This is a genomic window from Ochrobactrum sp. BTU1 (genome assembly GCA_018798825.1).
Taxonomy (GTDB): domain Bacteria; phylum Pseudomonadota; class Alphaproteobacteria; order Rhizobiales; family Rhizobiaceae; genus Brucella.
The window spans coordinates 1384422-1402360 of record CP076354.1; the positions used below are offsets into that span (position 1 = coordinate 1384422).

Here is a 17939-nt window from a genome sequence, read left to right on the forward strand (position 1 = left end):
AGGTCGCGAACTTATGGGTATGGATACTCGATCCCGCCCATTTTCATGGGCGGGGTGAGATATTCAAAAGTTATGCGTTGCTGCTTAGCGGATGCCCTTGGCAGACAGTTCAACCACCTGCTTGGCTTTGTCCTTGGTAATCAGGTTCGGGCCTGACGGCACATTGCCGCCCGGCATCAGGCCGTACTTCGCATTGAGCGCCAGAAACGCAACTGGCAGATAGCCCTGCAGAAACTGTTGCTGATCAATCGCGAAATCCGCTTTTCCGTTTTCAACCGCCTCAAGGAAGCCAGCCGACATATCGAAAGTGGCAATATGAATGCCTTCGCGACCACTTTCTGAAGCTGCCTTTACCGCGGGCTCACCGGCCAGCGTTGCGTTAAGCGTCAGAATTGTATCGACCGCCGTATCAGATGCGAGTGCTGCACGCACCTTGGATTCATTTTCAGTCGGATCTGCCGAAGTAGGCAGAACCGTTACATCGCCAAAACCTTCCTTGAAGCCCGCGCAACGCTGATCAAGTGAGACGTTACCGACTTCCTGATTGACGCAGATGCCTTTCTTGCCACCAGCCTTTTTAAGTGCTTCACCGGCAACCTTGCCAGCATCGAACTCATCCTGACCGACATGCAGCAACGCACCAAGCTTTTTGGAAGCATCCGAACCAGCATTCATCGAAATAACAGGAATACCGGCTGCAACAGCACGTTCAATCGACGGCCCGAGCGCGTCGGCATCTGGAATCGAAACAACGATGCCCTGCGGGTTCTGGTTGATTGCAGCATCAATCAGCTGCGCCATCTGCACCATGTCGAATGTTTCAGGTGCGCGATAATCAACCTTTGCACCTGTATCCTTGGCTGCTTCCGCAACACCATTCTTCACAACCGACCAGAAAGGATCGGATGCCTGGCCGTGGCTGACAACAACAATGCTGACATCCTGTGCCTGCGCCGCAAATGACGCAGCCATCAGCGCAACGCCAGCAACTGCCGATTTCAATAGAGATTTCATGTTCACTCCTCCCTGCCCGGCACTCCCCGCCGGTTTGTTAATTTATCTGCACCTCGTTCAGAGCTAATTCCGGGGCTGCCTCCACGCATTTGATCCCAGCAATTTCGCTGCAATCTTTGTCATTTAATAGAATGAAACATTCATTAGAAAATTCTCGTGGAATTATAATTCCATTTCTGTTAGCTCATGTCAATCACATAAGCAGCAGTCAAAATGCACATGCAATTTAGCTCTGGGAGGAGAGAATGGCAGTTGTAGCAGGCCTGATCGGCTCGGGTTTCATGGGCAAAACTCATGCTCTCGCCCTTGCGAATGTAAAACGGATTTTCGACCTGCCGATGACGGTCGAGCTTCACACATTGGCCGATGTGGACGAGAAAACCGCCTCACGCGCAGCGTGTCAGCTTGGCTTTGCTCATTCCACAGGCAGTTGGCGTGACCTGATCGCCAATCCGGCTATCAATCTGATCGATATCACCACCCCAAATCGCTTTCATAAAGAAATGGCGCTTGCTGCCATTGATGCAGGCAAGCACGTCTACTGTGAAAAGCCATTAGCTCCAACTGCCGCCGAATGCCTTGAAATGACACTCGCTGCCGAACGGAAGGGCATTCAAACCGCCGTCGGATTCAATTACCTCAAGAACCCGATGATCAAGCTCGCTAGAGACATTATCGAGAGCGGCGAAATTGGCAAAGTCAGAAATTTTCGCGGCATCCATGCCGAGGACTTCATGGCCGATCATCGAATTCCTTGGTCATGGCGACTTGATCCGGCAGGCGGTGGTGGCGCACTTGCCGATATAGGCAGCCATATCATTGCCGCGGCACGCTATCTGGTTGGTCCGGTTGCCGAGGTGATGGGCAAAAGCGTGACAGCAATTGCAGAGCGTCCCGACCACAACAACCCATCGCAGATGAAAGCAGTCGAAGTGGATGATATCTGCCATGCTTTTCTATCGTTCGAGAATGGCGCAACCGGCACTATCGAAGCGAACTGGCTCGCCAGTGGTCGCAAAATGCAACATGATTTTGAGATATCAGGCTCAAAGGGCTCGATCTTTTTCTCGCAAGAGCGCTTCAACGAACTCGACCTATTCCTTTTCTCTGACAAGAAAGGGCAACAGGGTTTCCGCAAGATTTTCGCAGGCCCAGACCACGAGCCTTATGGCGCGTTTTGCGTGGCGGGCGGGCATCAGATTGGCTTCAATGATCTGAAAACGATTGAGGTGCGCGACTTCCTGTTAAGTATTGCAGGACAGAATACAGGTCACGCCGATTTCCGCGAAGGCTATGAGGTGCAAAAAACTATCGAAGCCATCTACGCATCCAGCCGCGAGCGGCAGTGGAAACCAATTTAATCTACCGAAAGCGCTTACGCGTGTGCAGGATGAATTCGTCCTCGATCTTCATCAGCTGCGCGTCGATGCCATAGACCTCTTTCAGGAGCGCTGGATTGAGCACCTCTTCCTGCGCACCATCGGCGACGAGCCGACCCTGATTAAGCACAATCAGCCGGGTGCAATATTTCGCGGCCAGACCAAGATCGTGCAGCGAGGCGATCACCGTCTTCTTCTCGGTTGCCAAACCGGCAAAAAGCTCCATCAATTCCAGCTGATGGGCCGGATCAAGCCCAGCTACAGGCTCGTCAGCCATGATGATCGGCGTATTCTGTGCCAATACCCGCGCGATCAAGGCGCGCGCTCTTTCACCGCCCGATAGCTCGTTAGCAGGACGTGACGCAAGTTCAGCCACACCCATGCGCTGCATGGCAGTCTCGATCACAGTTTCATCGTCACGGTCCAGTCCTGCAAACACAGGCTTCAGTGCTGACCGCCCAAGCGATACCAGCATCCTAACTGTTACCGGCCATGCAACATCGCGTTCCTGCGGCAGATAAGCGATGATCTTGGCGCGATCCGCAACATGCATTCTTCGGAGGTCCGAGCCATCCAGCAGAATTTCACCCGTCGAAGACGTAAGGCCCAAAAGCGCACGCAGCAGCGTGGTCTTGCCTGCACCATTTGGACCGATCAGGCCGATAAACTCACCTTCACCTGCCTCGAAACCGACAGCTTCAAGCACCGCCTTGCGCCCCAGCGACACATCAAGATTGTGGACTGAAAGAGTGCTCATACCAGCCGTCTCCGATATTTAAAGACAAGCCACAGGAAGAACGGGGCGCCAATGATTGCCGTTAACACTCCGAGCTTTAATTCGCGCCCCGGCATAATCACTCTCACCAGCACATCGGCAGCCAACAGAAGCGAAGCGCCGCCAAACGCACTGGCAACAAGCAGACGTGACGGGCGCGAACCGACCAGCGGGCGCAACAGATGTGGCACTACAAGCCCTACAAAACCGATTGCTCCCGCAACTGCAGTCGATGCGCCAACGGAAGCAGCAGTGCCAAGGACAGCGAGAATCTGAACGCGAGAGAGATTGACGCCCATGCTGGCCGCGGCATCAGATCCCAAGGTTAGGCTATCAAGCGCACGCCCCAGTGAAAACAACATCGCCCAACCGATCAGAATGAAGGGTGCGGCAAGCCACACATGCGTCATCGACCGATCGGCAAGAGAACCCAGCATCCAGAACACGATTTCCATGGCAGCGAATGGATTAGGCGACAGATTAAGCGCCAGTGCTGTCATCGCCCCGGCGAGACTGGTGACGGCAACACCCGCCAGAATGACAGTCAGTGTTCCGGCGTGACGCCCCGCCAGCGTCCTGACGAGAAAGACCGACACAAACGCGCCGACCAGCGCCAGCAACGGCAAGGCCAACGGGAAAACCTGCGACAGCCCCGTATAAATCGCAATCACCGCACCAAGTGAGGCCGACGAGCTCACGCCAAGCAGCCCTGGCTCGGCCAGCGGATTGCGCAGATAGCCCTGAAGAGCAGCGCCTGAAAGGCCTAGCGAAGCACCAATCAGCAAGGCAAGCAAAGCGCGCGGCAGGCGGATTTCGCGCATAACCAACACGATTACATCCCCTTGCCCGATAAACAGCGCCCGAATGCTCTCACCCACACTGATGGATGCCGGACCAACCAGCAGCGAAAGCGCAAATAGCACCAGAACCATCAAGCCAAGAACAACAAGCAGGAGATAAAAACGGCCAGTTTCAGTCACGCGCAGCCTCCGCGAGCTTCGCAACAGCTTCAACGCTGAACGGCCCGCCACATACTGTCAGATTATCGTTGAGCGCCACGCTTCGTGTATGCCCATCGAGCGCGCGCAATGCCGGATGCTCGAAATTCTCAAAGGCCAGGGCAGGCGGTCGGCCCCGCGATCCGCGCACCAGAATATCAGGCTTTTCCATGACCAGCATTTCCAGCGGCAGCATAGCTGAACCACGAACACCCGCCTTATCGGCGATATTATCAAGCCCGGCCAGACGGATTGCTTCATCAATCAGTGTACCGCGTCCCGACGTATAACTATTTGCATAATAGAGAGCGACGGTCTGTTTATGGTCAGGCTTTTGGATTGCTGAAAGAGCCATATCCATGTCTGCAATCTGCCGAGTTGCTTCGCTTTCACGGCCGAGCAATCCGCCCATGCGCTTCATATGCGCCTTGATATCCTCAAAAGAGCGTGCAGGCGCGAATTCCTCTACCTGCACACCCAAATCCCGCAACAACCCAACCGTGGCACGCGAAGAAAACGTGCCCGCCAGCACCAGATCAGGCTTCATGAGGAACACTTCTTCAGCCTGCCCATGGTTGATGGGCAGCTGTTTTGCTCTCTCGGTCATCACAGACAGAAGCGGGTCACGCGAGAGATACGACACCGACCGCAGCTGAGTGGCATCTGCCAGCAGCATTGCCAGCTGATCTGTACAGACATTGATCGACACGACGTGCTTGGGCAATCCATCCGCATGAGCGGGATGAAACGCAGTCAGAAACAGGCCGGCAAAAAGGCCAAACCTGATTTTCCATAACCCGGACTGCGTTTTCATGTTGCGCATCTCGTCAGAAATTCCGCGTCAGCCCGATATTAAAGCTGCGCCCCGATGCATTATAGCCGGACGTTGTCTGGTAATCCTTGTCGAAAATATTCTCTACCGAAAGCTTCAACTGCGATTGTATGTCGATGTTATACAGCGCGATGAAATCAGCCGTCACATAAGGATCAAGCTTCTTGGTATTCGCGGCAGTTGTGTAGCGCGAACCGCCATAAAGCAACCGAGCCGTTAGATCGAGCTTGTCGATAGGCTTGAAATTCACTTCAGCTGTCGCCTTCACCCGCTCGCGATATGGCAGATCGTTGTCAGTATCCTCATCAATCGGCTTCTTGAGATCTAGCGATCCTTTCACCGCCCAAGTTTCGTTGAAGCGATGAGACAGCGCCGCTTCGAAACCCGTCACTTCTGCACGCGCAATATTGTAAGGCAGATAGGAAGGTGCCGTACTCATGATCGCATCACGTAGCCATGTATTATAGAAAGCCAAATCGAGACTTGTATCGGCTGTTGCTTGCCAGTTCAGACCAATCTCATACGAGCGGGATTTTTCCGGCTGCAGATCGGCATTCGCAAAGCCGGGATAGTAAAGCTCATTAAAGGTCGGCGCACGAAAGCCAGTGCCAAACGAAGAACGCAGCACGAGATCAGGCAGAATTTCGTAGCTCGCGCCGAGATTATAGGTGACCACGTCACCAAACTGCTCATTATAATCGTAGCGCACACCGCCATCAAAGCGCAGCGCATCATATTCGAGCGAGTATTGCCCGAATACCGCAGCCAAATCACGACTGGTTTTGGCATATTCGGTCGTAGCGCTGACTTCCTCGCGGTAAGCTTCAACGCCACCGGTCACCACATGCGAAACATTGCCCGTTTCAAACTGCTTTTCCGTCGAGGCAAAGATGCCATAGCGCTTGGTTTCAAACAGATCAGATCCGCTAACCCCCTTACGGAAATTTCGGCTGTGATCTAGACCAGAGCTGAACTCGATCGACGAAGACCAATCAGCGGTGTGATCGATACGCGCACCCAACTTGCCGCTAAATGCTGTTGTGTACGCTTCATTAGCAGACGGTGCTTTGGCATCATATTGATTGCGGCCGCGGCTCAGGAGGCCATCAGTATAAATCTTCCCCCAGTCAAAATCCTTCGACAGCGAGAAGTTAAACGAACCCTGCAGAAAACCATCACGATCAGGCTCATAACCAAAAGAATCCGGTGTCGTAAAATTATATCCCTGTGTGCCTGTGACAGCGGCACCAAAGGCATAATCAATGCCGTCCTTGCTGCGTCCCTGAAGCGAACCGGACGCATAACCGCCCCATGGATGCGTAACCCCCGTTGTCAGACTTCCGCAGTAGGAGCGCTCCCCGCAGGCTCCACCCTGCTTTGTGATGATATTAATCACACCCCCCATCGCATCCGCACCATATTGCGAGGAATGCGCGCCTTTCGCGATTTCAGTACGATCAATTGAACTCAGCGGAATATTGGCAAGCGAAGTCGCGCCGGTCGTTGCCGATGCGGTTCGCACGCCATTAACGAGCACAACCGTCTGTTTTGACGACATGCCGCGAATGTAGAGATTGGAAGACGATCCCTGCCCGCCATTGGTGGTAATCGAAATTCCCGGATAGTATTGAAGAAGCGATTGTAGATCTGGCGCTGCTGATCGGTCGATTTCCTCCCGATCAATGACCGTGACGGACGATGTGGAGCGCTGCAAAGACGTTGCACGCCTCAACGGTGTGACGACAATCGTATCAAGCACAACGCCATCCTGCACGCTTGCCTTCGTCTGAGCGAATACGTCGAGCGGCGTAACCACCAGAACGGTGGATGCGAGATATGCCGATAGTTTGAGAAAATGCATTATTTCTACTTCCTGCGTGCAAGCCTTGCTTCACCGCAGGTGTCAGAAATCAGGGCGGAAGCGCCTTGTCTTTGTCCCACGGCAACATTTCACAATGTCACCGCTACGGACGGCCGCGACTGGACACCCCTCGTGTCAGCCATGGGTGACTGGATACGGCAGGTCTCCTGACTTCCGGGTCTTCATCGGTCCTCCGCCTTCCCGAACGTGAATATTCAGTGGCTATGATCGCAACTTACGATCATGGGAGGATGACTCGCCGGTCACAGTTGCGGGGGCAGTCTCGGTCTCAGCTCTTCAAATGAGCCTCACCGTGTTCCCTTTTCATCCATCCTTGCGGATAGAACCGTTTCCTGTGGCGAGCGATAGCAAGGGGATGGCAGATTATCAACTGCAACAATGTGCCCCATCTGAATCACATTCAGAGCCAAGTGATTCAGATGGTTGAATTGTATGGATTTTTCATCTCAGGAAGTCGCGGAAACGACGCAGTGCAAAGAAGAAAAGAACACTTCCGATTACAATCATGGCCAGCAATTGTGGCCACACGACACTCAATCCCGCACCGCGGAACAGCACCGATTGCGCGAGCATCACGAAATGCGTGTTGGGTGCAGCCAGCATGATATTCTGAATAATTTCCGGCATACTTTCGCGCGGCGTTGTACCGCCCGAGAGAACCTGTAACGGAAGCAGAACCAGCATCAGGAGAAGTCCGAACTGAGGCATAGAACCAGCAATCGTTGCTAGGAAGATGCCAAGGCTCGTTGTCGCGAAAAGCTGTAATGCAGCACCCGCCAAAAACAGCGTCAGCGAACCATTGATCGGCACCGCGAGAATGCCCTGCACAACAACAACCAGTGAAAAGGCAGTCGCCACCAGCACCACCATCCCCATGGACCAGACCTTGGAGACCATGATCTCAAGTGGCGTCACCGGCATGACCAGCAGATGTTCGATTGTGCCATGTTCGCGCTCGCGGATGAGAGCTGCACCCGTCAGAATGATCGAAAGCATAGTTACCGATGAAATGACATTGGTGATCGCACCGAACCAGCCTTTGTTCAGATCCTGATTGAAGCGCGCACGTAGGTTAAGTCCAACCGGTGTTTGCGTATCCCCGCGATAGCGATTGAGAAACTCATTCACTTCGCTGGAAACTATCGACTGAACATAACCGCCGCCGGTAAAGGCCTGACTCATGCGCGTTGCATCGACATTCAGCTGGATCGTTGGCGAACGCCCGGCAAGCAGATCGCGCTGAAAATTCGGCGGGATATTGAGCGCAAAGGTATCGAGGCCAGAATCCATCCGCTTATCCATCTCATGAGATGAAATGAGCTTTGGCGGCACAAAATACGGCGGATAAAACGCAGTCGTGATGCGACCCGAAACCGGTGACTGATCCTCATCAACGATTGCGATTGCCGCATTGTTGAGATTTTCCGGCATAGCCTTTGCAGCGGTATAGATCGCAAGTGTGAAGGCATAGACGATAAGCAGCAGAAGCATCGGATCACGCGCCAGTCCGCGCAGTTCCTTGACGCCAAGCTGGAATATATTGGAAATCCGCATCTCAGCCCGCCTGCTTCTTGAGAAGTACAATGCCGAGAACGGTCAGAACCGGTATGGCAATCAGCAGCGGCAGGAATGATCCGGCGAGATCGGAGAAATCGAGCGCCTTTGAGAAAGTCCCGCGCGAGATCGTCACGAAATAGGTCGTCGGATAAATCTTGCCGATAAACGCACCTGCCCCCTGCAAAGACGAGACCGGATCGATAATGCCAGAATATTGCACTGCGGGAATGAGTGTCAGCAATGCAGTGCCGAAGATCGCCGCAATCTGGCTATTGATGAAAGTCGAGATCACCAGCCCCATGCCGGTCGTAATGATGACATAGAGAAGCGCTGCCGTGGCATAGGTCAAGAAACTGCCTGTGAATGGCACACGGAATATGAAAACAGCAAAGGCCGTCAGCATCAGGAAGTTGAGAAAGGCGAGCGCGATATAAGGCAGCTGTTTGCCTAACAAAAACTCGAACTTGGTCACCGGCGTCACATAGAAATTAATGATGGAGCCAAGTTCTTTTTCACGTACAACACTCAGAACCGCCAACATTGCAGGGATCATCAGCAGAAGCAACGGGATAACTGCTGGCACCATGGCCACAAGGCTCTGGACGTCCGGATTATAGCGATAACGAATTTCCAGATTGAAGTTACCAACAGTGGCGTTGCTTCCATAAAGCTCGCGCGCTTTTTGTGTCAGCCAATTGGCATGCATTCCCTGCACATAACCGCGCACGGTTTCCGCTCGCGTTGGCATGGCGCCGTCGATCCAGGCACCAACTTCGACGGGACGACCACGCGCGACATTGCTGCCGAAATTCGGCGGGATTTCAATTGCCAGGCTGATTTCACCTTCGCGCATACGCCGATCAAGGTCGTCATAATCGGTTATGGGTGCTTTTTCAGTGAAATACCGAGAACCAGCAAGTTGCTGCGTGTAATCACGGCTGATCGTCGTATCGTCGCGATCCAAAACCGCAAACGTCAAGTCCTCGACATCGAGATTGATACCGTATCCGATCACGAACATCAGGATCACAGTGCCCAGAATGGCCAATGTCGCCCGGATCGGATCGCGTTTCAACTCCAGCGCTTCGCGGCGTGAGAAAGCCAACATTCGCCGAGGATTTGGCAACCAACCCGCGCGGGCCGTCGTGCTTTTCTCAACCTTTTCAGGCTGAATCTTCACCGCCTCTTGAACGTCTTTCTCAGGCGCTGTTTCGCCAATTGCTTCTTCGAGATATGCGATGAAAGCATCTTCAAGTGTTGCTGCATTGCGGCTTGCGGTAATGGCTTTTGGCGTGTCGCTGATCAACACCTTACCAGCATGCATCAAGGAAATGCGATCACACAGTTCCGCTTCATTCATGAAATGGGTTGAGACGAAAATCGTGACATTGTCGTTGCGTGAAAGATCGGCAAGGATTTGCCAGAAAGCATCGCGCGCAACCGGATCAACGCCTGAAGTTGGCTCGTCGAGAATAAGAATATCCGGCGAATGGATCAGCGCGACAGCCAGTGACAGGCGCTGGCGGATGCCGAGCGGCATCGAGTCGGGAAGATCATCCATAACGCCCGCCAAATCAAACCTTTGGGCCAGTTCCTTGATTCTGCGCTTGGTATCTTCTTCCGCCATGCCAAACAGCTTAGCGTGAAGCTCCAGATTTTGATGAACTGTCAGTTCGGAATAGAGCGAAAACGCCTGCGACATGTAACCAACATGACGGCGTATATCGATATCTTTTGGATCGACTTCGCGCCCAAACAGCCTTGCCGTGCCTTCGCTTGCAGGCAACAAGCCGGTCAAAACCTTCATCGTCGTGGATTTGCCGCAACCGTTAGAGCCGAGGAAGCCGAAAATCTCGCCGCGCGGAATACGGAAACTTACATTGTCAACGGCAGTGAAATTGCCAAATCGCACCGTTACATGCTCGGCTTCGATAGCGATGTCGCTATCAGCCTGCTCATTGCGCGGTGGCATTACTACTTCGCTGTGCCCTTGCCGAAGCTCTTCTGGCAAAAGCGCGATGAAGGCTGCATCAAGATTAGGCGTCTGGGTTTTCTCAAGCAGTTTCTGAGGGCTGCCGGTTGCAAGAATCTGGCCGTCATTCATCGCAACCAGCCAGTCGAAGCGTTCGGCTTCCTCCATATAGGCCGTGGCAACAATAACGCTCATCCCCGGGCGATCTTTGCGGATATCGTCGATCAGTTCCCAAAACTGACGCCGCGATAAAGGATCAACGCCCGTTGTCGGCTCATCAAGGATAAGCAAATCGGGATCATGGATCAGTGAGCAACAAAGACTTGTCTTCTGCTTCATGCCACCCGAAAGCTTACCAGCCTGGCGATCCGCAAAAGGCGACATCCCTGTCCGCGCCAGAAGGTCTGCAATGCGGCGTTCGCGCTCATGCTTGTCATGGCCAAATAGCCGTCCGAAAAATTCGATATTCTCGAAAACGGAGAGCGTCGGATACAGGTTTTTCCCCAACCCTTGCGGCATATAGGCAATGCGTGGGAATGCCGACTGGCGATGACGCTTGTCGGCAATATCGCCGCCGAGCACTTCAATCCTGCCCTTCTGCATAACGCGAGCGCCAGCAATCAGCGACAGAAGGCTCGACTTTCCAACGCCGTCAGGCCCAATCAGCCCGACCATGCAGCCGGCAGGTACCTCGAGCGAAACATCACGCAACGCTTCAGTCGATCCATAGGACAGCTTCACGCCGTCGGCCCGAACGACAAAGCTGTCGCCGTCCACGCCAGCCTTTATCGAAGCCGCACTCATTTTACTGTTTCCGCGAGATTCTTCGGCCATTCAGCATTTTGATCAAGTTTCACGTAAGCCATACCCGGAAGCCCGGTTTTGACCTGCTGAATATATTTCTGAAGCAATTCCTGCGGGATTTTTGCCTTAACGCGGAACATGAGCTTTTGACGCTCTTCCTCCGTCTCAACCGACTTTGGCGTGAACTGCGCAACATCGGCTACGAAACTAATCGTAGCAGGGATCACATATTGAGGTGCGGCATCGAGCACAATACGAGCATCCGCGCCAATGGCCACGCGACCAGCCTGCGAAGTCGGCAGGAAGAAAGTCATATAGACGTCGCTGACATCCACCAGATTCAGCACGCGACCGCCAGCAGACAATACTTCACCCGGTTGCGCAACACGATATTGCACGCGGCCCGGCTTTGGCGAACGCAATGTGGCATCACTGATATCTGTATCGATAGTGGCAATCGCGGCCTTTGCAGCTTCAACCGCAGCTTCTGCATCAACAACTTGTGCCTTTGCAGCACTGATCGCGGCCGCTGTCGCGGCGAACTGCGCCTTTGCAGCACCCACGGCTGCCTCAGCTCCCTGCGCGGTTGCGCGGTCATCATCCAGCACCTGTTGAGAAACTGTGCGCGATTCTGAAAGCTGTTGCGAACGAGCCAGACGACGATTTGCAGCGTCCAGTTGCGCTTCGCGCTGTGCGACCGTAGCCTGAGCAGCAGTTTGCTCGGCTTCACGCTGGGCAACCAAACTTTTCGCTGTCTCAATGCTTATTTCAGCGCGACGAAGCTGCGCTTCTGCCTGTTTGCGCTGGCTCTCGAGCTGGGCAGTATCCATGCGCGCCAGAACCGCGTTTGCCTCAACAAACTGTCCTTCGTCGGCAAGAATTTCGCGGATACGTCCGGGGCTTTTGGTGGATACATCGATCTCTACGGCTTCGATTCGCCCATTTCCGCCAGCAATGCCTTCCGGCAGTCCGGGGTCGCTCAGTGCTTTCCAGGCATAGTAGCCTCCGGCTACCAAAGCCACGACTACACCAGTTGCGATCCACTGCTTGCGATTAAACCCCATGCCGAAACATCCTCTGCGTCATCATCTTGCGGGCCCGCAAAGCAAAGCTATGCGGCAAACGATACTACTCAGTCAGATTGAATTCTGTATTTTCACTTGGGAGTGCGTGCCTTGATTAAAATCAACTATACTCAAATGCACCGCAATTTCATGCGTTAAATAATAAATATAAGAAAATTCGCGGGTGCCGATTTAGTGAGATGGAGGGCAATGCTGACAGCACCCGCTGGCTGTCGACAGTACAACATTGCAAAAAGATCGCGCTGGTGCGCTCGACAGATCCTTGAATTGTTTAAAATTAGCCGGGGCGTCGCTTTGGTTGGGCCTCGACGCCCCGGAGATTGCCGACTCTGGTGGAACTCGGCAACAAGCGATCATTAGCATCCGCTGGCGGAGGCTTTCTTTGATTTAAATCAACCAGATAATAAATAACCTGAATGTGCCGCTATTTTTTAGGTCGACACTTGCCCCAGGTCTTTTTCAAGTATGCCGATACGCTCTTGAGCTTCGGATCAGACAAGAAACCTTGTCGAAAAAGAATACTGCCTTTGACCTCCGGTATAGCGTTGTTGAGGTCAAGCTGGCGCTTGATTTCATCGACGCCATTTCCCGCAAGCCATTCAGGCTCAGCTTTACTCGAGGTGCCAGCGCGATAAAGTGCCATCCCGATATAAAGGTCAGTGTTTGTACCTTTAACTGTATCCGCCCACCATTTGACGATAGGGCCATAAGGCACATCCTTGCGGCCTGACGACCAATAGACCTGCGGCGCGATATAATCGATCAGCCCATCTTTCACCCAAGCACGCGTATTAGCAAAGTCTCCATCATAATTGGTCTTACCCGCCCGCGTTGGCGAACCAAGCGGATCGTCAATCTGATTGCGCCAGACGCCGCCAGGGCTGATACCAAAGCGAACATGCGGCTTGATGGCTTTGATCTTGTGCGAGATTTCCTGCACCAGCGTATAGGTATTGTGACGCCGCCAGTCATGCTTGCTTGAGAAACTTGTCCCGAAACGTTTGAATGTCTTGTCGTCCTTGAGCGGCGAGCCCTGCGTTTCGTAATAAAAATAGTCATCGAACTGGATTCCATCGACATCATATTTCTGGACAACTTCAGCCGTGATGTTAGTGACCCACTGGCGCACTGCCGGAATACCGGGGTCAAGCACATAGCGATCCGCAGATATGCCTACCCAACCCGGATTGGTTTTATAAACACTGGGTGGAGAATCGCTGGAAGAATTATTCAGTTCTTTTCGCGTTGCCGGCCGCACATCCATAGAAACACGGTAAGGATTGAGCCATGCATGTAGCTCGATCCCACGCTTATGCGCTTGCGCGATCGCAAAGCGCAGTGGATCGAAGCCCGGATCTTTTCCGAGTGTACCCGTCAGATAAGATGACCACGGCAGATAGTCGGATTTGTAGAAAGCATCCGCAGCAGGTGAAACCTGAAAGATCACGGCGTTAATGCCATGTTCGGATGCTTCTTCAAACATTCGCACCAGTTCCTGCTTCTGGCGCTTCACGCGTTCGGAATCGTCCTCAATCTGTGTGGAAGCTCTGGACGGCCAATCCAGATTAAGAACAGTCGCAACCCAGCTCGCATGAAAAGTATCGCAATCAAGAGGCATGGATTATCGCAGTCCCGTTCTATTCTAATATTAACGCCATATCTGGTTTGATATGATCAACTGGGTAACTACTTTAAAGATGCATAAAGTCAAAGCGAGGGCACGATGTATAAGAATATCCTAGTCACCACAGATGGTTCAGAATTTGCAGAGCGCGGTCTCACTCATGGATTTGACACCGCGAAAGCCATGGGTAGCAAGGTGACTGTCCTCACCGTGACCGCCCCCTATTCGCTTTCCGGCCTGCCTGGTGGCTTTACTGACAGTCCGGCCTTTATCGAGCGTTATGAAGAAGAATGGAACGATTACGCCGATGCTGCACTTGCCCGCGCCCGTGAACTGGCAAGTCAGGCTGGCGTTGAAATCCATACATTGCATGTCGTGGCGCAGCATCCAGCCACCTCAATCATTGAAACCGCAAAAGAATTGCGCAACGACCTGATTGTGATGGCGTCGCATGGTCGCCGTGGACTGAAAGGCATGTTGCTCGGTAGTCAGACCTATGAAGTCGTTACGCGAAGCACTGTTCCGGTGCTGGTGGTTCGCTAGATTCAACCGGCCTGATGACCAGTGGCGCTTTCAATATCAACGCGAAAGAAAACAGGTTCCAGTTTGCGTTGCTCGCCGCCACTGGTGATGGTCTTGGTATAAGCAGGCTCCCACCATGTCGGCTCGTTTGAGAGCATATTGACGATCGCAGCCTTTTCTTCCTCGCGCGTGATCTCGCGATAATGACCGTTCACCACAACGCTACGCCATTCCGTTTTTGAAATGATGTGATCGAACAAAATGCAGACCGCATCATTTTTCCGCATAGCCTCAGTCTTCTGACCATCGGTAGTGAAGGAATAAAGCGCCCCACCGCTGAATCGAAAACCGAGCGGCACCACAAATGGTCGATCACCAAGAATATAACCCAACCGCCCGATCTGGGTATGCTGGATCATATCACGGACATCAATTTCAGACATTTCCTTGATTATCATGGCAAGCGTCCCTCGTTCAGCTAATCTGTTGTTAGATTACTATAGGGCGGCGATTGCGCTTTGACCGCAATCAAAACATGAAAATCAGACGAACAGGCGCCCTTCAGCAATCTTGACTGCCGTACCGCCAATACGAGCACCGGTGAGTGTCTGGTTTGACACATCAAGTTCAAGGCGAATACGCGAGGGGCGCCCCATCTCCATGCCCTGCTCGATCCACCATTGTGAACTTCCATCCACCGGCTGGTCTTTGGCCAGAATCATGCCTGCAAAAGCCGCCGCTGCAGACCCCGTCGCGGGATCTTCATACACATTCGAGCCTGTCACAAACATGCGTGCGTGATAATTACTGTCGAACAGAATTGTTTCGCGGCAATAGACATAAATCGGCAATGGTCGATCGCCCACATGCGGCAGACTTTCGCTCACATAGACAGGATCGATGGAGACTTTGGCTGCAGCGATTAGGTTATGAACCGGCACAAGAAGATAAGGTGTGCCTGCGCTCCAGACAGCAGGAATATGGTTTTCAAAGCCGATCTCATGCGTGCCTAGCCCAATTGCGGCGGCGGCCTCTTCCTTCTCGATCTTGATATCGAGCTTTTCCGGCAAACGCGGCAGATCAAATTCGGCAAAGGCGCTGTTTTCACCTAAGATGACACCACAGCGAACGATACCTACCTTCTCTTCAAGCGTCACCAGCCGATCCGACTCGTCGCCTGTTCTGCGATGACGTGCCAGCGATACCGCAGCGCCAACAGTCGGATGACCGGCAAATGGCAACTCGTAGTCCGGGGTAAAAATGCGGACGGCTGCCTCATGCATCGGATTTTCAGGCGGAAAGATAAAGACCGTTTCGGACAGATTGAATTCGCGCGCGATGGCCTGCATACGCGCGTCAGTCAGCCCTTCACTCTCGTGCACAACAGCCAGCGGATTCCCAGCCAGAGCCTTATCGGCGAAAACGTCGAAAATCTCGTAATACCGGCCAGCACTGGCAGCTTCGGTCATCGTTCACCTCTCCCTCACTTCAGTAAGGCCATAAGCCTTGCTTTGCGAGCATAGTCAATTTCGTGGCGCTGTCATCTGCAAGAACTGATCGTTACTGTTGATTTTCGAAATGCCAATCGGCAAATGCGCGCACATAGGATGGCGTCGCCTGCCCCATGGCTCCTGCCTGCTTAACCGGAATGATTTCCGACAATTCCGGCTCTGCTTGAGCCGCGAGATTTGCCTCTATTCGTTTCAACAATTCCGTCGTCGAAAGATCAAAGTAATGTCGGCGGAAAAGGGCAATGCTTCCATCGGCAGTTACCAGATGGGTCTTTGCTTCCGCCTTGGCATCACCAAGATTGATTCCGGTTTCTTCAAAAACTTCTCGGGCCATATTGGTTTCATAATCGGCGCGACCATCAACGACATCATTGTCATCAATGGAACCTGCCGGAAAATAGACACGTCCTGCGACCGCATTATGCGCGCTCATACGGGCTGCTATCAAATGCCCTTCAGCGGACACCATGATGCCGACGCCAAAAATATGCCACGGCCGTAAAGGCTGTGCATCTTTGCGCCAATACATAAGCGTTGCAAAGCTCGTGCGATGGAAACCGGCGGAAAAAGACTGGCCTTCCAGTTTCGCGTCTGGTGCAAGATAAATTTCACCATCAAACAAAGTCGGATTAGCCTGACACTCGCGCTGCCAGTTTTCAGCGATTGCGGTTTTATTGGCTTGCGCATAATCGAGCGGTCCCGGCAAAATCCGGACATCGACACGATCAATTTCATAAACCGTGTTTTCTTTCACATGCTGCATTAGCCGTCCCATTCTCAAACAATGTTCAGCGTGACAGCCACGGGGCAATGGTCACTGGCCTTAGGACGATCCCATCCAGTCCGTGGATAACGATCAACTTCTTGTCCTGGCGGGAAAACCGTGCGCCAGGGCTGGCCCCGACGGATAATCTTCGGAATCGCACCACCGTTTTTGTCAGCCAGAGTTGGCGACGCAAGAATGTAATCAAGCTGGCAAAGATGGCGTTCCTGCGGTCCGCGGGTGTGATAGAGCGTCCAGCGGTCCATTTCAGGGCGGCGCTCCACAAGATTGATGGCGAAGCCATCGCTCAGCAGCGTATCCAGAGCACTGGCAGCTTCCTTCACAGGCGAGAATTGATAACCGTTCCACTCATCGCCTTCGATGATGACGCGTTCACGGTAGTCGTTGAAATCACCGCAAATGAGCCAGCGCTTACCCGAAGTGTGCCCTGCGCCAAACTTCTCTTCGATAATGTGACGGATCGCCCGCGTTTCTGCCTGTCTGACCGGCAAGGATGCAGTGCGACCATCAAGCCCGTTACGGGCACCGCCCATTGATTTCAGGTGAACAACAAAAAGCGTCAATGGCTTGCCGTCGATACGCATATCGAGACAAAGACAATCGCGCTTAAAAATGCGATCATGCGGTTCAAGTCCCAGCTCAGCAAGCACCGGCTGATAAAGATCAAGATCCTTATAGGTCAGATGCGCGTGGCTGGTGACTTCCAGCACTTCAATCCGCTGGCCATCACGCGTCGTATCGCGTGCCATCACGGCAACGTCGATGCCTCGGCTATCATTGCCGTCAATCAGATACTTATTGCGATAGCCCTGCCCGACCATCTTGAAAAGATAGCCATATTCAAACGCATTGAGGGCAGCGAGATTATCGACTTCTTGCAGGCAAAGCACATCGGTCCGTGTTTCGGCTATTGCCAGCGCCGTCATCTGCCGTGTGTCATCGGTATGGGCAATCGCCCGCGCCTGCTCCAGCAGACGGTATTGCGTTTCATCGCCGATCTCGAAGAGCTTGAGCGAGCGATCCTGATGCAATTCATTGCGAAAGCCGGAAAAATCAAACCGGCGCATCAGATTTTCGACATTGAAGGTTGCTATCGTAAACATGCCCGCGCAATCTCACCACTTGCGCTATGATTGGCAAGTGGTTCTTTTCAAAATTGCACAGCCGCGCTGGTTTTGATCAGAAAAGCCACCATATAAA

The 17939-nt window shown here is 53.0% G+C and carries 15 protein-coding genes and 1 riboswitch; of the genes, 2 read left to right on the top strand and 13 right to left on the bottom strand.

The features are described 5' to 3' along the window. Window positions 1-84: 84 nt before the first annotated feature. Window positions 85-1014 (bottom strand): sugar ABC transporter substrate-binding protein, encoded by a 930-nt coding sequence (locus KMS41_06735; protein QWK76819.1) that lies wholly within the window; start codon window positions 1012-1014, stop codon window positions 85-87. Between the two features lie 245 nt (window positions 1015-1259). Here KMS41_06735 and KMS41_06740 point away from each other — a divergent pair, with 245 nt between their 5' ends. Further along, window positions 1260-2375 (top strand): Gfo/Idh/MocA family oxidoreductase, encoded by a 1116-nt coding sequence (locus tag KMS41_06740; GenBank protein QWK76820.1) that lies wholly within the window; start codon window positions 1260-1262, stop codon window positions 2373-2375. A 1-nt stretch (window position 2376) separates the two neighbouring features. Here KMS41_06740 and KMS41_06745 read toward each other — a convergent pair whose 3' ends face one another. The 8 genes from KMS41_06745 to KMS41_06780 all read right to left on the bottom strand — a co-directional run bounded on the left by KMS41_06745 (window position 2377) and on the right by KMS41_06780 (window position 13916). After that, window positions 2377-3150, bottom strand: a complete 774-nt coding sequence (locus KMS41_06745; protein ID QWK76821.1) for an ABC transporter ATP-binding protein — start codon at window positions 3148-3150, stop codon at window positions 2377-2379. Continuing rightward, window positions 3147-4148 (bottom strand): iron ABC transporter permease, encoded by a 1002-nt coding sequence (locus KMS41_06750; GenBank protein QWK76822.1) that lies wholly within the window; start codon window positions 4146-4148, stop codon window positions 3147-3149. The genes KMS41_06745 and KMS41_06750 overlap by 4 nt, the downstream gene beginning before the upstream one ends. Continuing rightward, the gene (locus tag KMS41_06755; GenBank protein QWK76823.1) at window positions 4141-4980 is read right to left on the bottom strand and encodes an ABC transporter substrate-binding protein; all 840 of its coding nucleotides are present in this window, start codon (window positions 4978-4980) and stop codon (window positions 4141-4143) included. Before KMS41_06755 ends, KMS41_06750 begins: the two co-directional genes overlap by 8 nt. 13 nt (window positions 4981-4993) lie before the next feature. Further along, entirely contained in the window at window positions 4994-6859 is a 1866-nt protein-coding gene (locus KMS41_06760; GenBank protein QWK76824.1) for a TonB-dependent receptor, read from the bottom strand. Between the two features lie 139 nt (window positions 6860-6998). Then, a riboswitch (cobalamin riboswitch) is annotated at window positions 6999-7225 on the bottom strand. 96 nt (window positions 7226-7321) lie between these two features. After that, a complete protein-coding gene (locus tag KMS41_06765) occupies window positions 7322-8434 on the bottom strand; it encodes an ABC transporter permease (GenBank protein QWK76825.1) in 1113 nt (370 codons plus the stop codon). A 1-nt stretch (window position 8435) separates the two neighbouring features. Next, window positions 8436-11213 (bottom strand): ribosome-associated ATPase/putative transporter RbbA, encoded by a 2778-nt coding sequence (gene rbbA / locus KMS41_06770; GenBank protein ID QWK76826.1) that lies wholly within the window; start codon window positions 11211-11213, stop codon window positions 8436-8438. After that, window positions 11210-12277 (bottom strand): HlyD family efflux transporter periplasmic adaptor subunit, encoded by a 1068-nt coding sequence (locus tag KMS41_06775; protein ID QWK76827.1) that lies wholly within the window; start codon window positions 12275-12277, stop codon window positions 11210-11212. Before KMS41_06775 ends, rbbA begins: the two co-directional genes overlap by 4 nt. Window positions 12278-12722: 445 nt before the next feature. Next, window positions 12723-13916: a glycoside hydrolase family 10 protein gene (locus tag KMS41_06780; GenBank protein QWK76828.1), complete on the bottom strand. Its 1194-nt coding sequence runs from the start codon at window positions 13914-13916 to the stop codon at window positions 12723-12725. Between the two features lie 105 nt (window positions 13917-14021). Here KMS41_06780 and KMS41_06785 point away from each other — a divergent pair, with 105 nt between their 5' ends. Next, window positions 14022-14465: a universal stress protein gene (locus KMS41_06785; protein ID QWK76829.1), complete on the top strand. Its 444-nt coding sequence runs from the start codon at window positions 14022-14024 to the stop codon at window positions 14463-14465. A gap of 2 nt (window positions 14466-14467) precedes the next feature. Here KMS41_06785 and KMS41_06790 read toward each other — a convergent pair whose 3' ends face one another. The 4 genes from KMS41_06790 to KMS41_06805 form a co-directional block, all read right to left on the bottom strand. Then, window positions 14468-14902: a pyridoxamine 5'-phosphate oxidase family protein gene (locus KMS41_06790; GenBank protein ID QWK76830.1), complete on the bottom strand. Its 435-nt coding sequence runs from the start codon at window positions 14900-14902 to the stop codon at window positions 14468-14470. 84 nt (window positions 14903-14986) lie between these two features. Further along, window positions 14987-15913: a PhzF family phenazine biosynthesis protein gene (locus KMS41_06795; protein ID QWK76831.1), complete on the bottom strand. Its 927-nt coding sequence runs from the start codon at window positions 15911-15913 to the stop codon at window positions 14987-14989. Between the two features lie 91 nt (window positions 15914-16004). Continuing rightward, a complete protein-coding gene (locus tag KMS41_06800; protein ID QWK76832.1) occupies window positions 16005-16718 on the bottom strand; it encodes an NUDIX hydrolase in 714 nt (237 codons plus the stop codon). 14 nt (window positions 16719-16732) lie between these two features. After that, window positions 16733-17842, bottom strand: a complete 1110-nt coding sequence (locus tag KMS41_06805; GenBank protein QWK76833.1) for an endonuclease/exonuclease/phosphatase family protein — start codon at window positions 17840-17842, stop codon at window positions 16733-16735. Between the last annotated feature and the right edge of the window lie 97 nt (window positions 17843-17939).

What these genes read in the sequence shown, in the direction of transcription:
- KMS41_06735 (QWK76819.1), bottom strand. Translation starts at nt 1,014, where the DNA reads ATGAAATCTCTATTGAAATCGGCAGTTGCTGGCGTTGCGCTGATGGCT.
- KMS41_06740 (QWK76820.1), top strand. Translation starts at nt 1,260, where the DNA reads ATGGCAGTTGTAGCAGGCCTGATCGGCTCGGGTTTCATGGGCAAAACT.
- KMS41_06745 (QWK76821.1), bottom strand. Translation starts at nt 3,150, where the DNA reads ATGAGCACTCTTTCAGTCCACAATCTTGATGTGTCGCTGGGGCGCAAG.
- KMS41_06755 (QWK76823.1), bottom strand. Translation starts at nt 4,980, where the DNA reads ATGAAAACGCAGTCCGGGTTATGGAAAATCAGGTTTGGCCTTTTTGCC.
- KMS41_06760 (QWK76824.1), bottom strand. Translation starts at nt 6,859, where the DNA reads ATGCATTTTCTCAAACTATCGGCATATCTCGCATCCACCGTTCTGGTG.
- KMS41_06765 (QWK76825.1), bottom strand. Translation starts at nt 8,434, where the DNA reads ATGCGGATTTCCAATATATTCCAGCTTGGCGTCAAGGAACTGCGCGGA.
- rbbA (QWK76826.1), bottom strand. Translation starts at nt 11,213, where the DNA reads ATGAGTGCGGCTTCGATAAAGGCTGGCGTGGACGGCGACAGCTTTGTC.
- KMS41_06775 (QWK76827.1), bottom strand. Translation starts at nt 12,277, where the DNA reads ATGGGGTTTAATCGCAAGCAGTGGATCGCAACTGGTGTAGTCGTGGCT.
- KMS41_06780 (QWK76828.1), bottom strand. Translation starts at nt 13,916, where the DNA reads ATGCCTCTTGATTGCGATACTTTTCATGCGAGCTGGGTTGCGACTGTT.
- KMS41_06785 (QWK76829.1), top strand. Translation starts at nt 14,022, where the DNA reads ATGTATAAGAATATCCTAGTCACCACAGATGGTTCAGAATTTGCAGAG.
- KMS41_06790 (QWK76830.1), bottom strand. Translation starts at nt 14,902, where the DNA reads ATGATAATCAAGGAAATGTCTGAAATTGATGTCCGTGATATGATCCAG.
- KMS41_06795 (QWK76831.1), bottom strand. Translation starts at nt 15,913, where the DNA reads ATGACCGAAGCTGCCAGTGCTGGCCGGTATTACGAGATTTTCGACGTT.
- KMS41_06800 (QWK76832.1), bottom strand. Translation starts at nt 16,718, where the DNA reads ATGCAGCATGTGAAAGAAAACACGGTTTATGAAATTGATCGTGTCGAT.
- KMS41_06805 (QWK76833.1), bottom strand. Translation starts at nt 17,842, where the DNA reads ATGTTTACGATAGCAACCTTCAATGTCGAAAATCTGATGCGCCGGTTT.